At 63.4% G+C, this 19,025-nt stretch carries 14 protein-coding genes; 6 read left to right on the forward strand and 8 right to left on the reverse strand.

Annotated features, from left to right (window positions below; all coding sequences use genetic code 11):
- The first annotated feature begins 1 nt into the window (after position 1).
- Positions 2–889 carry a 3-hydroxyisobutyrate dehydrogenase gene (gene mmsB, locus NPS46_RS20715; protein ID WP_274110472.1) on the forward strand — a complete coding sequence of 296 codons (888 nt, stop codon included), beginning with the start codon at positions 2–4 and terminating at the stop codon, positions 887–889.
- Between the two features lie 42 nt (positions 890–931).
- Here the strand turns inward: mmsB and NPS46_RS20720 are convergent, their stop codons facing one another.
- Positions 932–1,870 carry a LysR family transcriptional regulator gene (locus tag NPS46_RS20720; protein ID WP_274110474.1) on the reverse strand — a complete coding sequence of 313 codons (939 nt, stop codon included), beginning with the start codon at positions 1,868–1,870 and terminating at the stop codon, positions 932–934.
- A 114-nt stretch (positions 1,871–1,984) separates the two neighbouring features.
- On the opposite strand from NPS46_RS20720, the gene araD1 reads away from it, so the two are divergent.
- Positions 1,985–2,980, forward strand: a complete 996-nt coding sequence (gene araD1 / locus NPS46_RS20725) for an AraD1 family protein (protein ID WP_274110476.1) — start codon at positions 1,985–1,987, stop codon at positions 2,978–2,980.
- 29 nt (positions 2,981–3,009) lie between these two features.
- Positions 3,010–4,593 (forward strand): aldehyde dehydrogenase (NADP(+)), encoded by a 1,584-nt coding sequence (locus tag NPS46_RS20730; RefSeq protein ID WP_274110478.1) that lies wholly within the window; start codon positions 3,010–3,012, stop codon positions 4,591–4,593.
- Positions 4,594–4,657: 64 nt separating this feature from the next.
- On the opposite strand, the gene NPS46_RS20735 is transcribed toward NPS46_RS20730, so the two are convergent.
- From NPS46_RS20735 to NPS46_RS20750, 4 genes are all read right to left on the reverse strand, one after another.
- Positions 4,658–6,037, reverse strand: coding sequence for an FAD-binding oxidoreductase (locus tag NPS46_RS20735; RefSeq protein ID WP_274110480.1), 1,380 nt, complete (start codon positions 6,035–6,037; stop codon positions 4,658–4,660).
- Between the two features lie 58 nt (positions 6,038–6,095).
- Entirely contained in the window at positions 6,096–6,818 is a 723-nt protein-coding gene (locus NPS46_RS20740; RefSeq protein ID WP_274110482.1) for a FadR/GntR family transcriptional regulator, read from the reverse strand.
- Positions 6,819–6,896: 78 nt separating this feature from the next.
- On the reverse strand, positions 6,897–8,159 hold the full coding sequence (locus NPS46_RS20745; RefSeq protein ID WP_274110484.1) for an OprD family porin: 1,263 nt from the start codon (positions 8,157–8,159) through the stop codon (positions 6,897–6,899).
- A 141-nt stretch (positions 8,160–8,300) separates the two neighbouring features.
- Positions 8,301–10,040, reverse strand: coding sequence for an IlvD/Edd family dehydratase (locus NPS46_RS20750; RefSeq protein ID WP_274110486.1), 1,740 nt, complete (start codon positions 10,038–10,040; stop codon positions 8,301–8,303).
- A gap of 211 nt (positions 10,041–10,251) precedes the next feature.
- Here NPS46_RS20750 and NPS46_RS20755 point away from each other — a divergent pair, with 211 nt between their 5' ends.
- The 3 genes from NPS46_RS20755 to dmpG are packed head-to-tail and all read left to right on the forward strand — an operon-like array spanning position 10,252 to position 13,575.
- On the forward strand, positions 10,252–11,559 hold the full coding sequence (locus tag NPS46_RS20755) for an MFS transporter (RefSeq protein WP_274110488.1): 1,308 nt from the start codon (positions 10,252–10,254) through the stop codon (positions 11,557–11,559).
- 43 nt (positions 11,560–11,602) lie between these two features.
- The gene (locus NPS46_RS20760) at positions 11,603–12,541 is read left to right on the forward strand and encodes an acetaldehyde dehydrogenase (acetylating) (protein ID WP_274110490.1); all 939 of its coding nucleotides are present in this window, start codon (positions 11,603–11,605) and stop codon (positions 12,539–12,541) included.
- 11 nt (positions 12,542–12,552) lie between these two features.
- Positions 12,553–13,575, forward strand: a complete 1,023-nt coding sequence (gene dmpG / locus NPS46_RS20765; RefSeq protein ID WP_274110492.1) for a 4-hydroxy-2-oxovalerate aldolase — start codon at positions 12,553–12,555, stop codon at positions 13,573–13,575.
- Positions 13,576–13,620: 45 nt separating this feature from the next.
- Here the strand turns inward: dmpG and gltS are convergent, their stop codons facing one another.
- The 3 genes from gltS to NPS46_RS20780 all read right to left on the reverse strand — a co-directional run bounded on the left by gltS (position 13,621) and on the right by NPS46_RS20780 (position 18,900).
- The gene (gene gltS, locus NPS46_RS20770; protein WP_274110494.1) at positions 13,621–14,835 is read right to left on the reverse strand and encodes a sodium/glutamate symporter; all 1,215 of its coding nucleotides are present in this window, start codon (positions 14,833–14,835) and stop codon (positions 13,621–13,623) included.
- Between the two features lie 651 nt (positions 14,836–15,486).
- Positions 15,487–15,834: a cupin domain-containing protein gene (locus NPS46_RS20775; RefSeq protein WP_274110496.1), complete on the reverse strand. Its 348-nt coding sequence runs from the start codon at positions 15,832–15,834 to the stop codon at positions 15,487–15,489.
- A gap of 135 nt (positions 15,835–15,969) precedes the next feature.
- Complete coding sequence (locus NPS46_RS20780) at positions 15,970–18,900, reverse strand: autotransporter domain-containing protein (protein ID WP_274110498.1); 2,931 nt, start codon at positions 18,898–18,900, stop codon at positions 15,970–15,972.
- Positions 18,901–19,025: the final 125 nt, after the last annotated feature.

Below are 19,025 nucleotides of genomic sequence, written 5' to 3' on the forward strand. Positions count from 1 at the left end.
GATGAGAATCGCATTTATCGGTTTGGGCAATATGGGCGCGCCAATGGCCCGCAACCTGATCAAGGCCGGGCATCAGCTGAACCTGTTCGACCTGAATCAGCAGGTGCTGCAGGAACTGGCCGACCTGGGTGGCCATATCGCCACTTCGCCGCGCACGGCGGCTGCGGGCAGTGAACTGGTGATCAGCATGTTGCCGGCAGCGGCGCATGTGCGCAGCGTCTGGCTGGGTGAGGACGGAGTGCTGGCGGGGATCGCCAAGGGCGTACCGGCCGTGGATTGCAGCACCATCGACCCGCAGACCGCCAGGGATGTTGCGGCGGCGGCGGCCAGGCAGGGCGTAGCCATGGCCGATGCGCCGGTGTCCGGGGGCACCGGTGGTGCCCAGGCCGGGACGCTGACGTTTATGGTTGGCTCGTCGCGCGAACTGTTCGATACCCTGCAACCGGTCCTGACGCAGATGGGGCGCAATATCGTCCATTGCGGCGAAGTCGGCACCGGGCAGATCGCCAAGATCTGCAATAACCTGCTGTTGGGCATTTCCATGGTCGGCGTCAGCGAAGCCATGGCCCTGGGCGCGGCGCTGGGGATCGATACCCAGGTGCTGGCCGGGGTAATCAACAGCTCCACCGGGCGCTGCTGGAGTTCGGAGGTCTACAACCCCTGGCCGGGCATCGTCGATACGGCGCCGGCTTCGCGGGGTTACACCGGTGGTTTTGGCGCGCAGTTGATGCTCAAGGACCTGGGCTTGGCCACCGAAGCGGCGCGCCAGGCCCACCAGCCGGTGGTGCTCGGCGCGGTCGTCGAGCAACTGTTCCAGGCCATGAGCCTGCGCGGGGAGGGGGGTAAGGATTTCTCCGCGATTATCGGTGCTTACCGCAAGCCCGAGTGACCCCCCCGGGTCTTGGGGCCGGCCGCAGTCGTCAGGCTGCGGCTAGGGGGCGTCACTGCCGGTGCCCGCCTGCAGTTCATCGAACAGCAACTTCACCGGTGCCGACAGCGGCGAACCGTGGCGGGTGACGATCGCATAGGGCTCGCTGCGTGAGCGCAGCGCCAGGGGCAGCGCTACCAGCACGCCCATGGCCATGGCGGCTTCGGCGACTTCGGCGGGCATCAGGGCGATCAACTGCGGGTCCTGCTGCAACAGCATCAGGGTGGTGAAGGTCGAGGCGGTTTCCAGGGGAAAGCGCGGGAACTCCAGGCCGGCTTCGCTGAACTCACGCTCGAGCACCAGGCGCATCGGCATGTTGGCCGGGTAGATGATCCAGCGATAACTTTCCAGCTGCGCCAGTTCCAGCTGCGTCGCCCCGGCCAGCGGGTGGCGGGCATGGGCGACCACACGTAACTGTTCGCGGTGCAGGGGCTGACAGTCATAGGCGGCGGGGCGCTGGCTGACGCTGGTCCGGCAGATCGCCAGGTCCAGGCGGCCTTGGTCGATCAGCGCGAGCAATCGGGCGCTGGTGTCCTCGACAATCTCCACCGACAGTTCCGGCTGGGTCTGGCGCAGGCGTGCGAGGCTGGCGACCAGCATCGGCACCGCGCCCATGATGGTCCCGACCGCAATCCGCCCGCCCTGGCCCTGGAGGATGCCAAGCATCTCCTCGCGCAAATGCGCCAGGTCGCTGTGAATCAACCGGGCATAGCGGATGGCGCAGCGGCCCAGGTCATTGGCCTCCAGGCCTTGACTGGTGCGGGTGAACAAGCGAGTGCCAAAGGCCGATTCGATTTCATTGAGGGCCTTGGTCGCGCCCGGTTGGGTAATCGAAACCTGTTCGGCAGCCTTGTGCAGCGAGCCGTGTTCGTCCAGTGCGATCAACAGGCGCAGCTGTTTGAGGCGCAGACGTGAAACCAGGGAGGGCAGGGAAGCAATCATAGGGGATAAGTAAAAGTTATCGCTTGATCAGAGGCTCTCATTAGGCAGGCTCTGGGAGGATTCGTAAAGTGCGGGTCAGTCATTTCTTTCCCGTCAGAGCCAAGGGCCTCAGCCATGCGATTGATCCAGTTCGAGACCACCAGCGCAGTTCGCCATGTCGGCATCGTCGAAGGTGAGCGTATCCAGACCGTACTCGGTTGCCATACCACCCGCGAGCTGGCGCTGGCGGCGATTGCCGCCGGGCGTGGTCTGCTTGAAGAAGTGCAGGCCCGGGGCAGCGAGCCTGGCCCGCTGTATGCCGAACTGCTCGACAGTGGCCGGGTACTGCCGCCGTTGGACCATGAAGACCCGGCCCATTGCCTGATCAGCGGCACCGGCCTGACTCACCTGGGCAGTGCCGCGACGCGGGACAAGATGCACCAGCAAAAGGCTCAGGATGAAACGACCATGACCGACACCCTGCGTATGTTCAAGTGGGGGGTCGAAGGCGGCAAGCCGGGCGCGGGGGCGGTGGGGGCGCAGCCGGAGTGGTTCTACAAGGGCGATGGCTCGATTGTCGTGCGCCCCGGCGCCGAGCTGCCAATGCCGGCGTTTGCCGAAGACGCCGGCGAAGAGCCGGAACTGGTCGGCCTCTATGTGATCGGCCATGATGGCCAGCCGTATCGCCTGGGCTATGCCCTGGGCAATGAGTTTTCCGACCATGTGCTGGAGCGTCGTAGCTACCTGTACCTGGCCCACTCCAAGCTGCGCGCCTGTGCTTATGGCCCTGAACTGCGGGTCGGTGCCTTGCCTACCCATCTGTCGGGCTTTAGCCGGATCCACCGTGATGGCGCGGTATTGTGGGAAAAAGAGTTTCTCAGTGGCGAGGAAAACATGTGCCACAGCCTGGAAAACCTCGAATACCACCACTTCAAATACACGCAGTTCCTGCGTCCCGGCGATGTGCACGCGCATTATTTTGGCACCGCGACCCTTTCGTTTGCCGACGGTATCCAGGCCCAGCCCGGCGATACCTTCGAGATCGAGATGAGCGAGTTCGGCGCGCCGCTGCGCAATGGCATCGCCCCTGAGGCCGCGCCCCTGGCGCCGGGCGCGATCAATACCCTCTGAAGCCCTTCCGATCATTCAAGGAGTCCCCCATGACCGTTATCACTGGTTGGAACTACATTGCCGGCGCACGCAGCGCCGAAGGCCAGACGACCCTGCAAAGCTTCGACGCCAGCACAGGCGAAGCCCTGCCATTCGCCTTCCACCAGGCCACCGAAGCCGAAGTGGATGCGGCTGCCCGGGCGGCTGCGGCAGCCTACCCGGCGTTTCGCAACCTGTCGGCGGTGCGCCGGGCCGAGTTCCTGGAGGCCATCGCCGATGAAATCGACGGGCTGGGTGACGATTTCGTGACCCAGGTCTGTCAGGAAACCGCGCTGCCGGCCGGACGTATCCAGGGCGAGCGTGGGCGTACCAGTGGACAGATGCGCTTGTTTGCCAAGGTGCTGCGTCGCGGCGACTTCTATGGCGCGCGCATCGACCGTGCCTTGCCGGATCGCCAGCCCCTACCACGCCCCGATCTACGCCAGTACCGGATCGGCCTCGGGCCGGTCGCAGTGTTTGGTGCCAGTAACTTCCCGCTGGCCTTTTCCACCGCCGGTGGCGATACCGCCGCCGCCCTGGCAGCCGGTTGCCCGGTGGTATTCAAGGCCCATGGTGGGCATATGGCGACGGCCGAGTGGGTGGCTGACGCCATTATCCGCGCCGCCGAGAAAACCGCGATGCCGTCCGGCGTGTTCAATATGATCTACGGCGCCGGTGTCGGGGCCTGGCTGGTCCAGCATCCGGCCATCCAGGCGGTCGGCTTTACCGGCTCCCTGGGCGGCGGTCGGGCCCTGTGTGACATGGCCGCGGCGCGGCCGCAGCCGATCCCGGTATTTGCCGAGATGTCGAGCATCAACCCGATGCTGCTGTTGCCCGAGGCGCTCAAGGCCCGTGGGGACAAGATCGCCAGTGAACTGGCCGCTTCGGTGGTACTCGGCGCCGGGCAGTTCTGCACTAATCCGGGCCTGGTGATCGGCATTCGCTCGCCCGAGTTCAGTGCGTTCCTGGAACGCTTCGCCGCCTTGATGAATGATCAGCCCGCCCAGACCCTGCTTAATGCCGGCGGCTTGAAAAGCTATTGCCATGGCCTGGAGCAATTGCAGGCCCATGCCGGGATCACGCACCTGGCCGGTTCCGCCCAGACGGGTAAACAAGCCCATGCCCAGTTGTTCAAGGCCGACGCCAGCTTGCTGCTGACGGGCGACGAGCTGTTGCAGGAAGAAGTCTTCGGCCCAACCACCATCGTCGTCGAAGTGGCCGACAAGGCTGAACTGGTCCAGGCGCTGCATGGCCTGCGCGGACAGCTGACCGCGACGCTGATCGCCGAGCCGGATGATCTGCAGGCCTATGGCGATCTGTTGGTGCTGCTTGAGCAGAAGGCCGGACGCCTGCTGCTCAATGGTTACCCGACCGGCGTCGAGGTCTGCGAAGCCATGGTCCATGGCGGACCGTACCCGGCGACTTCGGATCCGCGTGGCACCTCGGTCGGTAGCCTGGCCATCGACCGTTTCCTGCGGCCGGTGTGCTATCAGAACTACCCGGATGCACTGTTGCCCGATGCCCTGAAAGACGCCAACCCCCTGGGTATTCAGCGTTTGGTGGACAGCGTGAGCAGTACGGCCGCCTTGAGTTGATGCTTGCCGCGTGACCAAGGCCGAGTGGGGTTTTCCCCGCTCGGCCTTTTTTATTGCGTGCGAGTTACGCGCGGTGAAAGATCTTGCCGGGGTTCATCAGGTCCAGCGGGTCGAGTGCCTGCTTGATTGCACGCATGGTATCGATGGCGACCTGGCCATGTTCTTCGACCAGGAAGTCGATCTTGTGCAGACCCACGCCGTGCTCGCCGGTACAGGTGCCGCCCGCCGCAAGGGCGCGATGGACAATGGCATGGTTGAGCCGTTCGGCTTCCACCAGTTCTTCGGGTTTGTTCGGGTCGAGGAGGAGGCAGACATGGAAATTGCCATCACCGACATGGCCGAAGATTGGCGCCGGCAGGTAAGAGCCCTGCAGGTCCTGCTCTGCCCCGACCACGCATTCGGCAAGTCTCGACAGCGGTACGCAGACATCGGTGGACAGCGCCCGGCAGCCCGGCTTGAGCTGCAAAAAGGCGAACAGTGCATCGTGACGGGCGCTCCACAAGCGATTGCGTTCCTCCTGTTGGGTCGCCCATTGGAAGTCGCTGCCGCCATTGCCGGCGGCCAGCTCCTGGACCATCTCGGCCTGTTCGGCAACGCTGGCGGCATTGCCGTGGAACTCCAGAAACAGGGTGGGCGCTTCGCGCAAAGTCAGCTTGAAATGCCGGTTCAGGGCCTGGATCGCCAGGCGGTCGACCAGCTCGGCGCGGGCCACCGGTACGCCCATCTGGATGGTTTCGATCACGGTCTGCACGGCGCCCTCCACCGAATCGAAGCCGCAGACCGCGGCGCTGATGGCCTCGGGTTGCGGGTGCAGTTTCAAGGTGATTTCGCTGATCACACCCAGGGTGCCTTCGCTGCCGATAAACAGCCGCGCCAGGTCATAGCCGGCCGAGGACTTCTTGGCCCGTGAGCCGCTGCGCAGCACACGGCCGTCAGCCAGCACGGCATTGAGGCCCAGGACATTCTCGCGCATGGTGCCGTAGCGCACGGCATTGGTCCCCGAGGCGCGAGTCGCGCACATGCCGCCAATGCTGGCGTCGGCGCCGGGATCGATGGGGAAGAACAGGCCGCTGGCGCGCAGGTAGTCATTCAGGGCCTTGCGGGTAATGCCCGGCTGCACGGTGATGCTCAGGTCTTCGGGCTGGAACGCCAGGACCTGGTCCATGGCCGAGACATCCAGGCTGAGGCCGCCGTGAACCGCCAACAGATGGCCTTCCAGGGAGGAGCCGCTGCCGTAGGGGATCACCGGGACGCGGTGGGCGTGGCACAGTTGGAGGATGGCGCTGATTTCTTCGACTGTATGGGCGAACGCCACGGCATCGGGCAGTACCGGGTCATACAGCGATTCGTCGCGACCATGGTGTTCGCGCACGGCGCGGGCCAGGCTGAAGCGCTCGCCCAGCAGGGCGCTCAGGGCATCGGTAAAAGCTTGCGTCAGGGTCATAACAGGCTCCGTCGGAGAGGGGGGATCGCCCGCCGCGATCGCGCCCCGACCCTGCCGGCTACAGCGGTGTCAGGACATCCATCACGGTATCGAGGGCGACACGGGTGTCGTCGAGTTGCACCAGCGAGGCATGCCGGGCGCCGAGGGCGTCGCGGTTCTTGATCGCGGTGAGGATCGCCTTGTGCCGCGGCAGGCTGAGCTGCTGGGTGTTGGGGCGTAGGTTGGTGACATTGATCGACTCGCGCAGCGGCAGCGACAGCATGTTGCACATATAGGCGAGCAGATCGTTGTGGGTGGCATCGGCAATGGCGCGGTGAAAGTCCAGGTCCGGCTGCAGCAGGTCCTTGCGAGTCTGGGCGGCTTCCATGCGTTGGTAGGCCTCCTCGATCACCGCGATATCGGCTTCGGTGGCGGTGGTCGCGGCCATGGCCGCGATTTCCGGCTCCAGAATCCGTCGCACCCCGGCCAGCGTGTTGAAAAACTGGCTGTGGGGGGTGGTCTGCATCAACCAGAACAGCACATCCGGGTCGAGCAGGTGCCATTCCACGCGGGGGCGCACCACGGTGCCGACCCGGGGCTTGGACGACACCAAGCCCTTGGCGCTGAGCACTCGAGTGGCTTCGCGCAGCACAGGCCGGCTGACCTGGTATTCCTCGCACAGCGTGGCCTCCAATGGCAGCTTCTCTTCCGGCTTGAAGCGGCCGGAAACGATATGCATGCCCAGTTCCTGAACGATCTGGGCGTGCATGCTCTTGCGTGGCTTGGGCGTCTGATAATCCATAAAGACTGAGCTGCTCTGGCGAAATGCGCTGCATCATAGCACCGCTTCCGGCCGCTTTCCGGCAACCCTTGCCAAGGCTTATTTCAGGGCGATGGTGTAGGCCAGAATCAGCCGGTTCTCATCCATGTTCGCACCGAAACTGGAGCGCACCATGGCGTTACGCCAGCGCAGGGCGAGGTTTTTCAGCGGGCCGCTCTGCACGGTGTAGGTCACGTCCAGGTCGCGCTCCCATTCATGCCCGTCGCCGCCCTTGGCCAGCTCCACATGGTCGCCGCGCACATAGCGGGCGAAGGCGCTCAGGCCCGGCACGCCAACGTCGGCAAAGTTGTAGTCATAGCGCGCCTGCCAGGAGCGTTCGCCGGCGAGGATAAAGTTGCGGACCTGGATATCGTTGACCAGCGGCGTACTGGCGCCGGACAGCAGCAGGGCGCCGTTATCGCCATACATGCGCTGGTAACCGGCCGAGACGCTGTGGCCGCCGTAACCGGCACTGAACAGGCTGGTAAAAGACTTGTTGTCGAGCCGCCCGGCCTTGGCGCTACCATCGTCCTTGCCGGTAAACAGGCCGATGTTGGCCGACAGGCTCCAGTCACCCAGCTTCTGTTTGTGGACCAGGTTGTAGTAGCGCTGTTGGTAGATGTCTTCCAACTGCGATTGCCACAGGCCGACCAGGGTCCGATCGGCGTTGAAGCGATATTCGCCGCCCACATAGTTGAAGCGATCCGAGGTCACCCCGCCGATACCGTCGGCCGCGAGATCGGCGTGGTCCGAGGAGTTGCGCTGGCTGGCGGAGCGGAACTGCCCGGTGTAGAGGGTCAGGTTGTCAATTTCCCTGGAGGTCAGCATGCCGCCCTGATAGCTCTGGGGCAGCAGGCGAGCATCGTTGCGCATTAGGATCGGCAGTTCGGGGAACAGTTCGCCGACCTTCAGTTCGGTCTTGGAGACCCGTACCTTGCCGACGGCGCCCAGGCGCGAGAACTCATCGGCGGAGTGCCCGTCGTCATGGGTTGGCAGCAGGCCAGTGTTGGAACGGGCGCGGCCGCTGTCGAGCTTGACCCCGAGCATGCCCACCAGGTCCATGCCGAAACCGACGGTGCCCTGGGTGTAGCCCGATTGCGCCTGGAAGAGAAAGCCCTGGGCCCATTCCTCCTGCTTGGATTGGGCGGCCTTGTCCTGGCGAAAGTCGCGGTTGAAGTAGAAGTTGCGTGCGGCAAGAGTGGCCGTGGCATCTTCGATAAAGCCGTGTTCCCCGGCAGTGGCGGCGGACACCGCGCACGTCAATGGGGCAAGCATGCCGGCAGCCAGCAGGTGTGGCCGGAAAAGGCCGGTGAGACGGGTCATTATTGTTGTACTCCCGAGGGTGGATGATGCGCTGTCGTGGTTTATCGCGAGCAGGCTCGCCCCCGCTCCCTGCCGGAAGCGAGCCAGCTCGCGATAAGAACGTCAGAAGGCGGCGCCGGCGAATACCGGCGCCGCGGTGGATCAATGTGAGTGACGCGGCACTTCGGAGCCCCGGCAGCCGACCAGGAAGTCGAAGTCGCAGCCTTCGTCGGCCTGCAGCACGTGGTCGACATACAGGCGGCTGTAGCCGCTGGAGAAAATCTTCGCGCTGGTGTCGGGTTGCAGATCGCTCAGGCGCGCGGCGAGCTCTTCGTCGCTGATATCCAGGTGCAGGCGGCCACCGGCGCAGTCGAGTTCAATGAAGTCACCGTTGCGTACTGCGGCCAGCGGCCCGCCGGCGGCCGCTTCAGGGGCCACATGCAGGACCACGGTGCCGTAGGCGGTGCCGCTCATGCGGGCATCGGAAATACGCACCATATCGGTCACGCCCTTGGCCAACACCTTGGGCGGCAGGCCCATGTTGCCAACCTCGGCCATGCCCGGATAACCCTTGGGGCCGGCGTTCTTGAGGACCAGCACGCAGGTTTCGTCGACATCCAGGTCCGGATCGGCGATGCGCGCCTTGTAGTCATCGAAGTTCTCGAACACCACGGCACGGCCGCGATGCTGCATCAACGCAGGCGTGGCGGCCGATGGCTTGACCACCGCGCCGCGTGGCGACAGGTTGCCGCGCAGGATGCACAGGCCGCCGTCGGCCACCAGCGGGTTGTCGATCGGGCGGATCACTTCATCGTTGTACTGCGGCGAGGCCTGGCAGTTGTTCCAGATGCTCTGGCCATTGGCGGTCAGGGCGTCAGGGTTGGGCAGCAGGCCGGCTTCACCGAGGCGGCGGATCACCGCTGGCAGCCCGCCAGCGTAGTAGAACTCCTCCATCAGGAAGCGTCCGGACGGCTGCATGTCGACAATGGTCGGCGTGCCGCGGCCGACACGGGTCCAGTCTTCCAGATCGAGCTCCACGCCAATGCGCCCGGCAATGGCCTTGAGATGGATCACCGCATTGGTCGAGCCGCCAATGGCGGCATTGACCTTGATGGCGTTCTCGAACGCCGCTTTGGTCAGAATCTTCGACAGGCGCAGGTCTTCGCGAACCATGTCGACGATGCGCATGCCGGACAGGTGTGCCAGGACATAGCGGCGCGAGTCCACCGCCGGGATGGCCGCGTTGTGCGGCAGCGAGGTGCCCAGGGCCTCGGCCATGCAGGCCATGGTCGAAGCGGTGCCCATGGTGTTGCAGGTCCCGGCCGAGCGCGACATGCCGGCTTCGGCGGAGAGGAATTCATCAAGGCTGATCTGCCCGCCTTTATAGGCTTCGTGCATCTGCCAGACCACGGTGCCGGAGCCGATGTCCTTGCCCTTGTGCTTGCCGTTGAGCATCGGACCGCCGGTCACGACAATGGCGGGCACGTCGCAACTGGCCGCGCCCATCAGCAGGGCCGGGGTGGTCTTGTCGCAGCCGGTGAGCAGCACCACGGCGTCCACCGGGTTACCGCGGATGGCTTCTTCCACGTCCATGCTGGCCAGGTTGCGGGTCAGCATGGCGGTGGGGCGCAGGTTTGACTCGCCACTGGAGAACACTGGGAACTCGACCGGGAAGCCACCGGCTTCGAGCACGCCTTTCTTCACGTGTTCGGCGATTTTGCGAAAGTGTGCGTTGCACGGCGTCAGTTCAGACCAGGTGTTGCAGATGCCGATGATAGGCTTGCCCTGGAATTCGTGATCGGGAATACCCTGGTTCTTCATCCAGCTGCGGTACATAAAACCGTTTTTGTCGGCGGTACCGAACCATTGGGCGGAGCGGAGCGGGGTTTTTTTATCAGTCATGGCGCGGTCGACTCTTATTGTATGACTAGTTTCAGGCTGTTTTGCTGAATCTACCCCACAAAAAGCCTTTTTGAAACCGTTGCTCGCTAAATAGTATTACTATATTGTCTCGCTCAATTGGCCGAGATCGAACTGCCCTTGCCGTGTGCCAGGTGATGGAACGACTGACCAGGACAGACGAATCCATAACAAAAACAATGTGGAGAAGACTATGAATCCGGAAGCTCGGATCATTCGCATGCTGACGCTCAGGTTGATTCCCTTCCTGATCCTGCTGTACCTCGTCGCTTTCATCGACCGTTCCGCGGTGGGTTTCGCCAAATTGCACATGAACGCCGATATCGGCCTCAGCGATATGGCGTACGGGTTCGGTGCGGGCTTGTTCTTTATTGGCTACTTCATTTTCGAAGTCCCCAGCAACCTGTTGCTGGAGCGCTTCGGTGCCCGTCGCTGGTTTGCCCGGATCCTGATTACCTGGGGCGCGATCACCGTCGGCATGGCCTTTGTGCAAGGCTCCTACAGCTTCTACGTGATGCGTTTCCTGCTGGGCGCGGCCGAAGCCGGGTTCTTCCCGGGCGTGCTGTACTACATCACGCGCTGGTTCCCGGTCCGTAACCGCGGCAAGGTGCTGGGCTTCTTTATCCTGTCCCAACCCATTGCGCTGATGGTCACCGGGCCACTGGCCGGCTGGCTGCTGGGCATGAACGGTATCTGGGGCCTGGCGGGCTGGCAGTGGCTGTTTATCACCATCGGGATCCCGGCCATCGTCCTGGCCTGGCCGACCCTGAAAATCCTCCCGGACACCCCCCAAGACGCCCGTTGGCTGAGTGCTGCCGATCGTCATTGGCTGCTCAGTGAGCTGGACAAAGACCGCAAGGAATACGGCCAGACCGAACACACCAACCCGTTGCGGGCCTTGACCGACAAACGCGTGCTGATCCTGGCGCTGCTCTATCTGCCGAGCACCCTGAGCACCTACGGGCTGAGCCTGTGGTTGCCGACCCTAGTGCATCAGTTTGGCGGTAGTGACCTGACCACCGGATTTATCTCGGCCATTCCCTACGTATTCGGTGTCATCGGCCTGTTGTTGATCCCGCGCAGCTCCGACCGTCTCAATGACCGTTATGGCCACCTGACGGTGCTCTATGTCCTGGGTGCGCTCGGCCTGTTCCTCAGTGCCTGGCTGAGTGTCCCCGGCCTGCAGTTGGCGGCGTTGTGCCTGACGGCCTTCAGCCTGTTCTCGGTTACGGCGATCTTCTGGGTGCTGCCGGGGCGTTTCCTGTCCGGCGCCACTGCTGCGGCAGGCATTGCCCTGATCAACTCGTTCGGCAACCTGGGCGGTTACATCGGCCCGTTCGGGATCGGCGCGCTCAAGGAATACACCGGCACGCTGTCATCGGGCTTGTACTTCCTTTCGGCGGTCATGCTCAGTGGTGTCGTCCTCACTTATATCGTCTACACCCAGCTGGAAAAGAAAGCCACGGCGGCCACCGGTACGGCCCTCGGGCAGACGTCCTGATCCCCAAGGCGGGCATGGACGCCTGCCGCCCTGGAGTATTTGCATGACTAAAAAGTTGAAGGTCGCCATTGTCGGTCCCGGCAATATCGGCACCGATCTGATGATCAAGGTACTGCGCAACGCCAAGTACCTGGAGATGGGCGCCATGGTCGGTATCGACCCGGCGTCCGATGGCCTGGCCCGCGCGGCTCGCATGGGCGTGGCGGTGACCCACGAGGGGATCGAGGGGCTGGCCCGCCTGCCGGTGTTTGACGAAATCGACTTTGTTTTCGACGCCACTTCAGCCGGTGCCCATGTCAAGAACGACGCCTTTTTGCGTTCGGTCAAACCGGGGATCCGCCTGATCGACCTGACCCCGGCGGCCATCGGTCCTTACTGTGTACCGGTGGTCAACCTGGAACAGAACCTGGACCAGCTCAACGTCAATATGGTCACTTGCGGTGGCCAGGCAACCATCCCGATGGTCGCAGCGGTGTCGCGGGTGGCCAAGGTCCATTACGCCGAAATCGTCGCCTCGATTGCCAGTAAATCGGCGGGCCCCGGCACTCGGGCCAATATCGACGAGTTCACTGAAACCACGTCCAAGGCCATTGAAGTGATCGGCGGCGCTGCCAAGGGCAAGGCGATTATCGTGATGAACCCGGCCGAGCCGCCGCCGATGATGCGCGATACCGTATTCGTGCTGTCCGAGGCGGCCGACCAGGCGCTCGTGGAAGCGTCGATTGTCGAGATGGCCGCGGCGGTCCAGGCTTATGTGCCGGGCTACCGGCTCAAGCAGCAGGTGCAGTTCGATGTGATTGCCGCCGATGCGCCGCTGAACATTCCGGGGCTGGGCAAGTTTTCCGGGCTCAAGACGTCGATTTTCCTCGAAGTCGAAGGCGCCGCCCACTACCTGCCGGCCTACGCCGGCAATCTCGACATCATGACCTCCGCAGCGCTGGCCACGGCCGAGCGCATGGCGCAGTCGATGCTGAACGCCTGAGGAGCCAATCGATGACCTTCAATCCCGGCAAGAAACTCTACATCTCCGACGTGACCCTGCGCGATGGTAGCCATGCCGTGCGCCATCAGTATTCGCTCCAGAACGTGCAGGATATCGCCCGCGCTTTGGACCAGGCCCGAGTGGACTCCATCGAGATTGCCCATGGCGATGGCCTGCAAGGTTCGAGCTTCAACTACGGCTTTGCGGCGCACACCGACCTGGAATGGATCGAAGCCGCCGCCGATGTGATCAAGCACGCGAAAATCGCCACCCTGTTGCTGCCGGGCATCGGCACCGTGCATGACCTCAAGGCCGCTTACGAGGCCGGTGCCCGGGTGGTACGCGTGGCAACCCATTGCACCGAGGCCGATGTGTCGAAGCAACATATCGAATACGCGCGCAACCTGGGCATGGACACCGTCGGCTTTCTGATGATGAGCCATATGATCCCGGCCGAGCAGTTGGCGGCCCAGGCGAAGTTGATGGAAAGCTACGGCGCCACCTGCGTGTACATGGCCGACTCCGGTGGCGCGATGAGCATGCAGGATGTGCGCGACCGTTTCCGCGCGTTCAAGGCCGTGCTGGATCCGCAGACCGAAACCGGTATGCACGCGCACCACAACCTCAGCCTGGGCGTGGCCAACTCGATCACCGCGGTGGAAGAGGGTTGCGACCGTATCGATGCGAGCCTGGCCGGCATGGGCGCCGGTGCCGGCAATGCCCCGCTGGAAGTGTTTATCGCCGCCGCCGAGCGCCTGGGCTGGAACCATGGCACCGATCTCTACACGCTGATGGATGCGGCCGACGATATCGTGCGGCCCTTGCAGGATCGGCCGGTGCGGGTTGATCGCGAGTCGCTGGCGCTGGGCTATGCCGGGGTCTATTCGAGCTTCTTGCGCCATTCGGAAATGGCTGCCGCAAAGTACGGCCTCAAGACCGTCGACATCCTGGTCGAGCTGGGCAAGCGGCGGATGGTGGGGGGGCAGGAGGACATGATTGTCGATGTCGCGCTCGACCTGCTCAAGCGCGCCTGAAACCCGGCAGGACTGTGGCCGACATGGCGTCGGCCACAGTGGGTTTTAACCGGCCGCGGTTCCGATAAACGGCAAGGCCAGGTACAGCTTGATCACAATGGCGTTGGCGATATCGATAAAGAACGCGCCGACCATGGGCACCACCAGAAAGGCAATGTGCGAGGGGCCATAGCGTTGGGTCACGGCCTGCATGTTAGCGATGGCGGTAGGTGTGGCGCCCAGTCCGAAACCGCAGTGCCCGGCCGCCAGTACCACGGCGTCATAGTTGCGGCCCATCACGCGGAAGGTCACGAAGATCGCAAACAGCGCCATCAATACGGCCTGCGCGCTCAGCAGGATAAAGATCGGCAAGGCCAGTGCGGCCAGGTCCCACAGTTTGAGCGACATCAAGGCGATCGCCAGGAACAGCGACAGGCTGACATTGCCCAGCACCGAGACTTCCCGTTCGAACACCTGGTGCCAGCCCAGGACCGACAAGCCGTTGCGCAGCATCACGCCAATAAACAGCACACAGACAAACGTCGGCAGCTCAAAGGCCGTGCCCTGGATCAGGCCACTGAGGAAGTGACCGCCCAGCAGGCTGATGGAGATCAGCGCCAGGGTTTCAATAAAGGAAAAGGGCGTGATCAGGCGCTCGCTGTTGGGCTGTTCGAAGCCCTTGGGCATGCGCGGGTTTTCTCCCGTGGTGCCGGGTGTCTGCACGCGCTTGATCAGGATCCGGGCGACCGGCCCGCCGATCAAGCCACCGAGTACCAGGCCAAAGGTCGCCGAGGCGATGGCCAGTTCCGAGGCGGAAGCCAGCCCGTACTGTTCAGTAAACACTGCCCCCCAAGCGGCGCCGGTGCCATGGCCGCCGGACAGGGTGATGGACCCGGCCAGCAGTCCCATCAGCGGGTCGAGGCCCAGTGCCTTGGCGAGTGCGACGCCCACGGCGTTCTGCACGACCAGCAAGCCGCCAACGACCAGCAGGAAGATACCGAGCACTCGTCCGCCTTTTTTCAGGCTGGCGAAGTCTGCGCTCAAGCCGATGGTGGCGAAGAACGCCAGCATCAACGGGGTCTGCAACGAGGTGTCGAAGCGCACTTCGTACCCGCCCATCCCGCGCAGCGCCAGCAGCAGCAAGGCAACCAACAGGCCGCCTGCCACGGGTTCGGGAATATTGTAGGTACGCAACACATTGACGCGTGCGACCAGGCCTCGGCCCAGGAGCAGCACGAGGGACGCCGCCACAAGGGTCCCGTAGAAATCGAGTTGAAGCATAGGGATAGTCCTCTGTTCTTCCCAGGGCAGGTGCGTTTGCCTGATCACTGCACTGGATAAGGCTGAGAGTGCTCAACCCAGGTGGATGGGAGGTCTAGGTGACCATCACAGGGTTGTCAGACCTTGTGAAACCTGCCGCACATACGCCCGGAGATAGGGGCCGGGCCCGTTGCATTCAAGTGGCGAACCACTTGTGGGAGCGCTGCGATCGTCCTTCTCGCGCGCAGCGCGTGATAGGGTTGTTGATCCTGGCAAGTGCCCCGGCAGGGTATAAAAAAACGCTAAGACGCAGGGTTTGGGATCCTACGCCCCGTACCGTGGTTGTCTGTCGATCAGCGCTGTTTGTTTGTTGATAACGCCTTGAAATCTAGATTCCTCCCCCGCTCTCACGGGTGTCATTTTGGGAGGGCGATATCCTGCCCGATCTCCCGGGAGGCTTAAAGAGCTGGAGGTGGCGAGAATTGTCTTGAAAAATTGACAGCGCGCGGCTGAGACCTGAGAGCAGCGTCTACGCCGGTTTATGGCGGCAGTGGGCGAGGCGGGCAGTGTGAAGAGGTTGTTCCAGTCGTTGGGCGTGACGGTCCGGCGTGTCGCCGGTGGTGCGGGTGCCGGGGGCGCTAAAGGGCGGGCACGCCCTCTAGCGTGAGAGGGTCAGGCAAAGACAAAGTACTTGCGCACCGTTTCCACCACTTCCCAGGTGCCGGTCATGCCTGGCTCGACAATAAAGATATCGCCGGCGCGCAGGTGAATGGGCTCCAGGCCATCGGGGGTGATGATGCAATAGCCCTCGCGAAAATCGCAGTACTCCCACTTCACATACTCGACCCGCCACTTGCCGGGCGTGCAGATCCAGGTCCCCATGATCTTGCTGCCATCATCGCTGGTGTAGGCATTGAGGTTGACGGTGTGCGGCTCGCCCGCCAGTTTCTGCCATTTGCAGGCATCGAGGACAGGCAGGGGATGGGTGTCGCGCAGGACGGTAAGCGGCAGATTGGGCATGACGGCTCCGGCAGAAAGGCTGACTGAGCGAGCACCCTATAGCGCCTGCCGGGCGCCCGGTTGTCTGAACTCGACACTCACCTGTCCAGAACCGCAGCGGCTCCCCAGGGGGAAGCCGCCGGGTCGAAGGGCGGTCTAGAAGGCCCAGCGGGCCTTGACCGAAGCGCCCTGGTTGAGGAAGTCGCTGCGTGACTCGGCGTCGTAGCGCAGGCTGACTTCGGTGCCGTTGGCCAGTTCGTGGGTCAGGCCCAGGCCCGCACGGGTCCGCCAGGGGCTCGGGTCCACACCGCGGGTGGTGAAGGCGGCGCTGAGATCGCCGGCATAGAGCGAGGTGATTGCCGAGCGCTCATTGATGACGTCATAGCCGCCACCGAGGTTGGCACTGAGCACCGTGTGGGCGGCGATACGGTAGTTGAGCTTGCCGTCCAGCGACAACACCAGTTCTTCGGCATCGCGGCTGTCGACCTTGAGATCCAGCGCCCCGGCACCTTTTTCGTTGTAGGACGGATCCCCGAGCCAGGTGTAGTCGGCCCGTACCGACGGGACAAAGGTCAGCGCCTCGCCAAAGCGTAGCGTGTGGCCCAGGCCGAGGCCGGCGTGGGCACTGTAGCTGCTGTAGTCGGAGCGGGCCGTTGCATTGGCGAACGGCATCTGGCGCTTGCCTTCGTTATTGTGCTGGCCGATATCGAGCTGCGCATTGATTTCGGTATCGGGTTGCAGGTTATAGCTGGCATAGCCGATCAACTGGAAGGTTTCGACCTTCAGGCTTTGGGGGGCGATCCGCGAGTTACTGTCGACATCGGTATGGGCATAGGCAAAGGCGACGCCCATCCGCGCCGCCTCGGACACCGCTGCGTCGGCGCCGATGGCCAGGCCATAGGTGTTGGCATCGAAACCGGCCACGCCGTTGCGTTCATTCTGGTCAGCCCAGGAACCAAACGGTTTGATCCACAGGTGTTCTTCACGCAGCGGCGAATCGCCGGAAGACAGACCGCTGTTGCTGTCCTGGCGTGCCTGCACCACCCGGTTGATGCCGCTCATGGTGTTGCTGGTGGCGCCCATGGAGCCGCCGGTCAGCAGCGGCATCGTCTGAGTCACCGCATCGGAGACCTGCTGGTCGCTGGTCAGACCGACAAAATGGCTGGCCAGCTCGCTGCCGGAATTGCGCGCAAAACTCTGGTCGAGTGCCGCGGCCGCAGGGCCGGCCGGGGAGTTGCCCAAGGCGCGCACGACCTGTTCGGTGCTGCTGGCAGCCTTGAGCGTCAGGTCGACGTTATTGCCGTTTTTGAGCGCGCCGAAGTCGAACAGTCGCGAGTTGTCGCTGACGGCAAATGTACCGTCGCTGATCAGGTGGGTGGCGCTCAGTACGTTTTCCAACGGGTTGCCGCTGAAGCGGTAGTTGAGATTGCCGACATCCACGCTGATCTTCGCGTTGCTGCCCAGGTCGGCGGTGCCATTGACCACCAGCTTGCCGAACGTGTCGTCGGAGTCGACGCCGATCTTCAGTTGCCCGTCGCTGGCTTGCACGTAATCGCCGTGGACACTGGCCTCAGTGGTGGCGGCCAGCGCCAGGGTGCCATGGTTGGTAAAGCCACCCTGGCCGACGGTGATGCCGTCATTGGCGAGCGCAAACCCAAGGCCGCTGTCTTTGCTCAGGCTGGTGCCGGTGCCCATGTTCAGCGTGGCACCCTGCTCGATGGTGAAGGCATTGACCTCGATGGCATTGACGCTATTGAACACCGCGCCGCTCTTGAGGTTGAAGTGGCTGTTGACGGCCTTGACGTCACCGGTGATGGCGGCCTGGGTACCGATAATGTTGATGGCGGCCGTGGCGGTGGGCAGCGTCCGGTAGATCGGGGCGTCATCCTCGATGTAGATGCCCATCAGCGTGCCGTCGATGCGGCCGCTGTTGTTGATCGCTGCGAGCGAGCCTCCTTGGACCCTCAGCCCGACGCCGCCGGCCAGGGTGCCCGAGTTGTCCACGCGGGTGACCGAGCTCTGTACGAGTTCCAGTGCCGTGTTGTCCGCCGACGTAATCGTCCCGCTGTTGGCGATGATGCCCGTGACGGTACTGTTGTTGAAGTACACGCCGACTTCCCCGGATTCGATTAAACCGCTGTTGTGAAAGTCGCCGGTGATGGTCGACTGGGTAATAGACACGCCTTCGCGGTTTTCAGCGGAACTGCGGATGGTCCCGGCGTTGAGGATGCTGCCGGTGTTGCTGTAGCTAATGCCGATACCGCCTTCGGCGCCATCGATCAATGCGCCCTTGTTGTTGATGAGTGTGCCGGTGAGGTCGGTCTCGTAGAGATTCAGGGCGTAATTGTCGCCGCCGCTGGCCGAGAGGGTGCCGGAGTTCTCGATGTGGCCGACGACCACCGGAATGCGCCCGTTGTTTTGATTGCCGGTAATCCAGATGGCGCCTTGATCGCCGTGGATGGTCGCCCCCTGGCGGTTGACGATGCTGTCGATCGTGAGTGAACTGTCCCCGCCTTCGAGGCGGATGGCAACGCCTGCGGACTCGATCAGGCCACTGTTGTCTATGCTGCCGATCTGCACCTCGCCGTAGCGGCTGTTGACGTAAATGGCATGGGCTTGGCCGCGGATAGTCGCGCCTGCACGGTTACGGATCTGGTCGATCTCCAGGCGGTTGCCTGAGCCGGCGGCCGCGGAGACGGCGATGTCCTGCGTGGACTCGATCAGCCCGGCGTTATCGAGAAATACCTCACCCAGAGGCCCGAGCGAGGAGGCGACTGTCACCGTGGGCACGCCCTCCATATCCAGCGCTAGGCTGCCGTTGGCGCCCACGGTCAGGCTTTCACCATTCTCATCGATGATGCAGGCGCGATTGCTACCCGCCGTATTGACGGATACCGGCGCTTGACTGGTGCACAGCTGGGTTGGCCCCACTGCGTAGGCGTTGGGCAAACCGCCCAGCAGCGGGCTGGCCAGGGCCAGCAGCAGGGCGCCACGCAGGCCCGACTTACCGCGAGTCTTGGCGCGTTCATCGGCGACGACGAACGCCTGGCGGGTCGGGGACCAGATAAGGCGGTAGGACGTGTTCACAGGGCGGCTCCAGAGGCGAATAGGCACGAATGCGCGACCCTAACCCGGAACCCTGATGGCGAAACTGAGCAAATCTGAGCAAATCTGAGCAAAAGGGAACTTTGTCCGATTTGCCCTGTTGTTGC

Source organism: Pseudomonas putida (genome assembly GCF_028682395.1).
Lineage (GTDB): Bacteria > Pseudomonadota > Gammaproteobacteria > Pseudomonadales > Pseudomonadaceae > Aquipseudomonas > Aquipseudomonas putida_AB.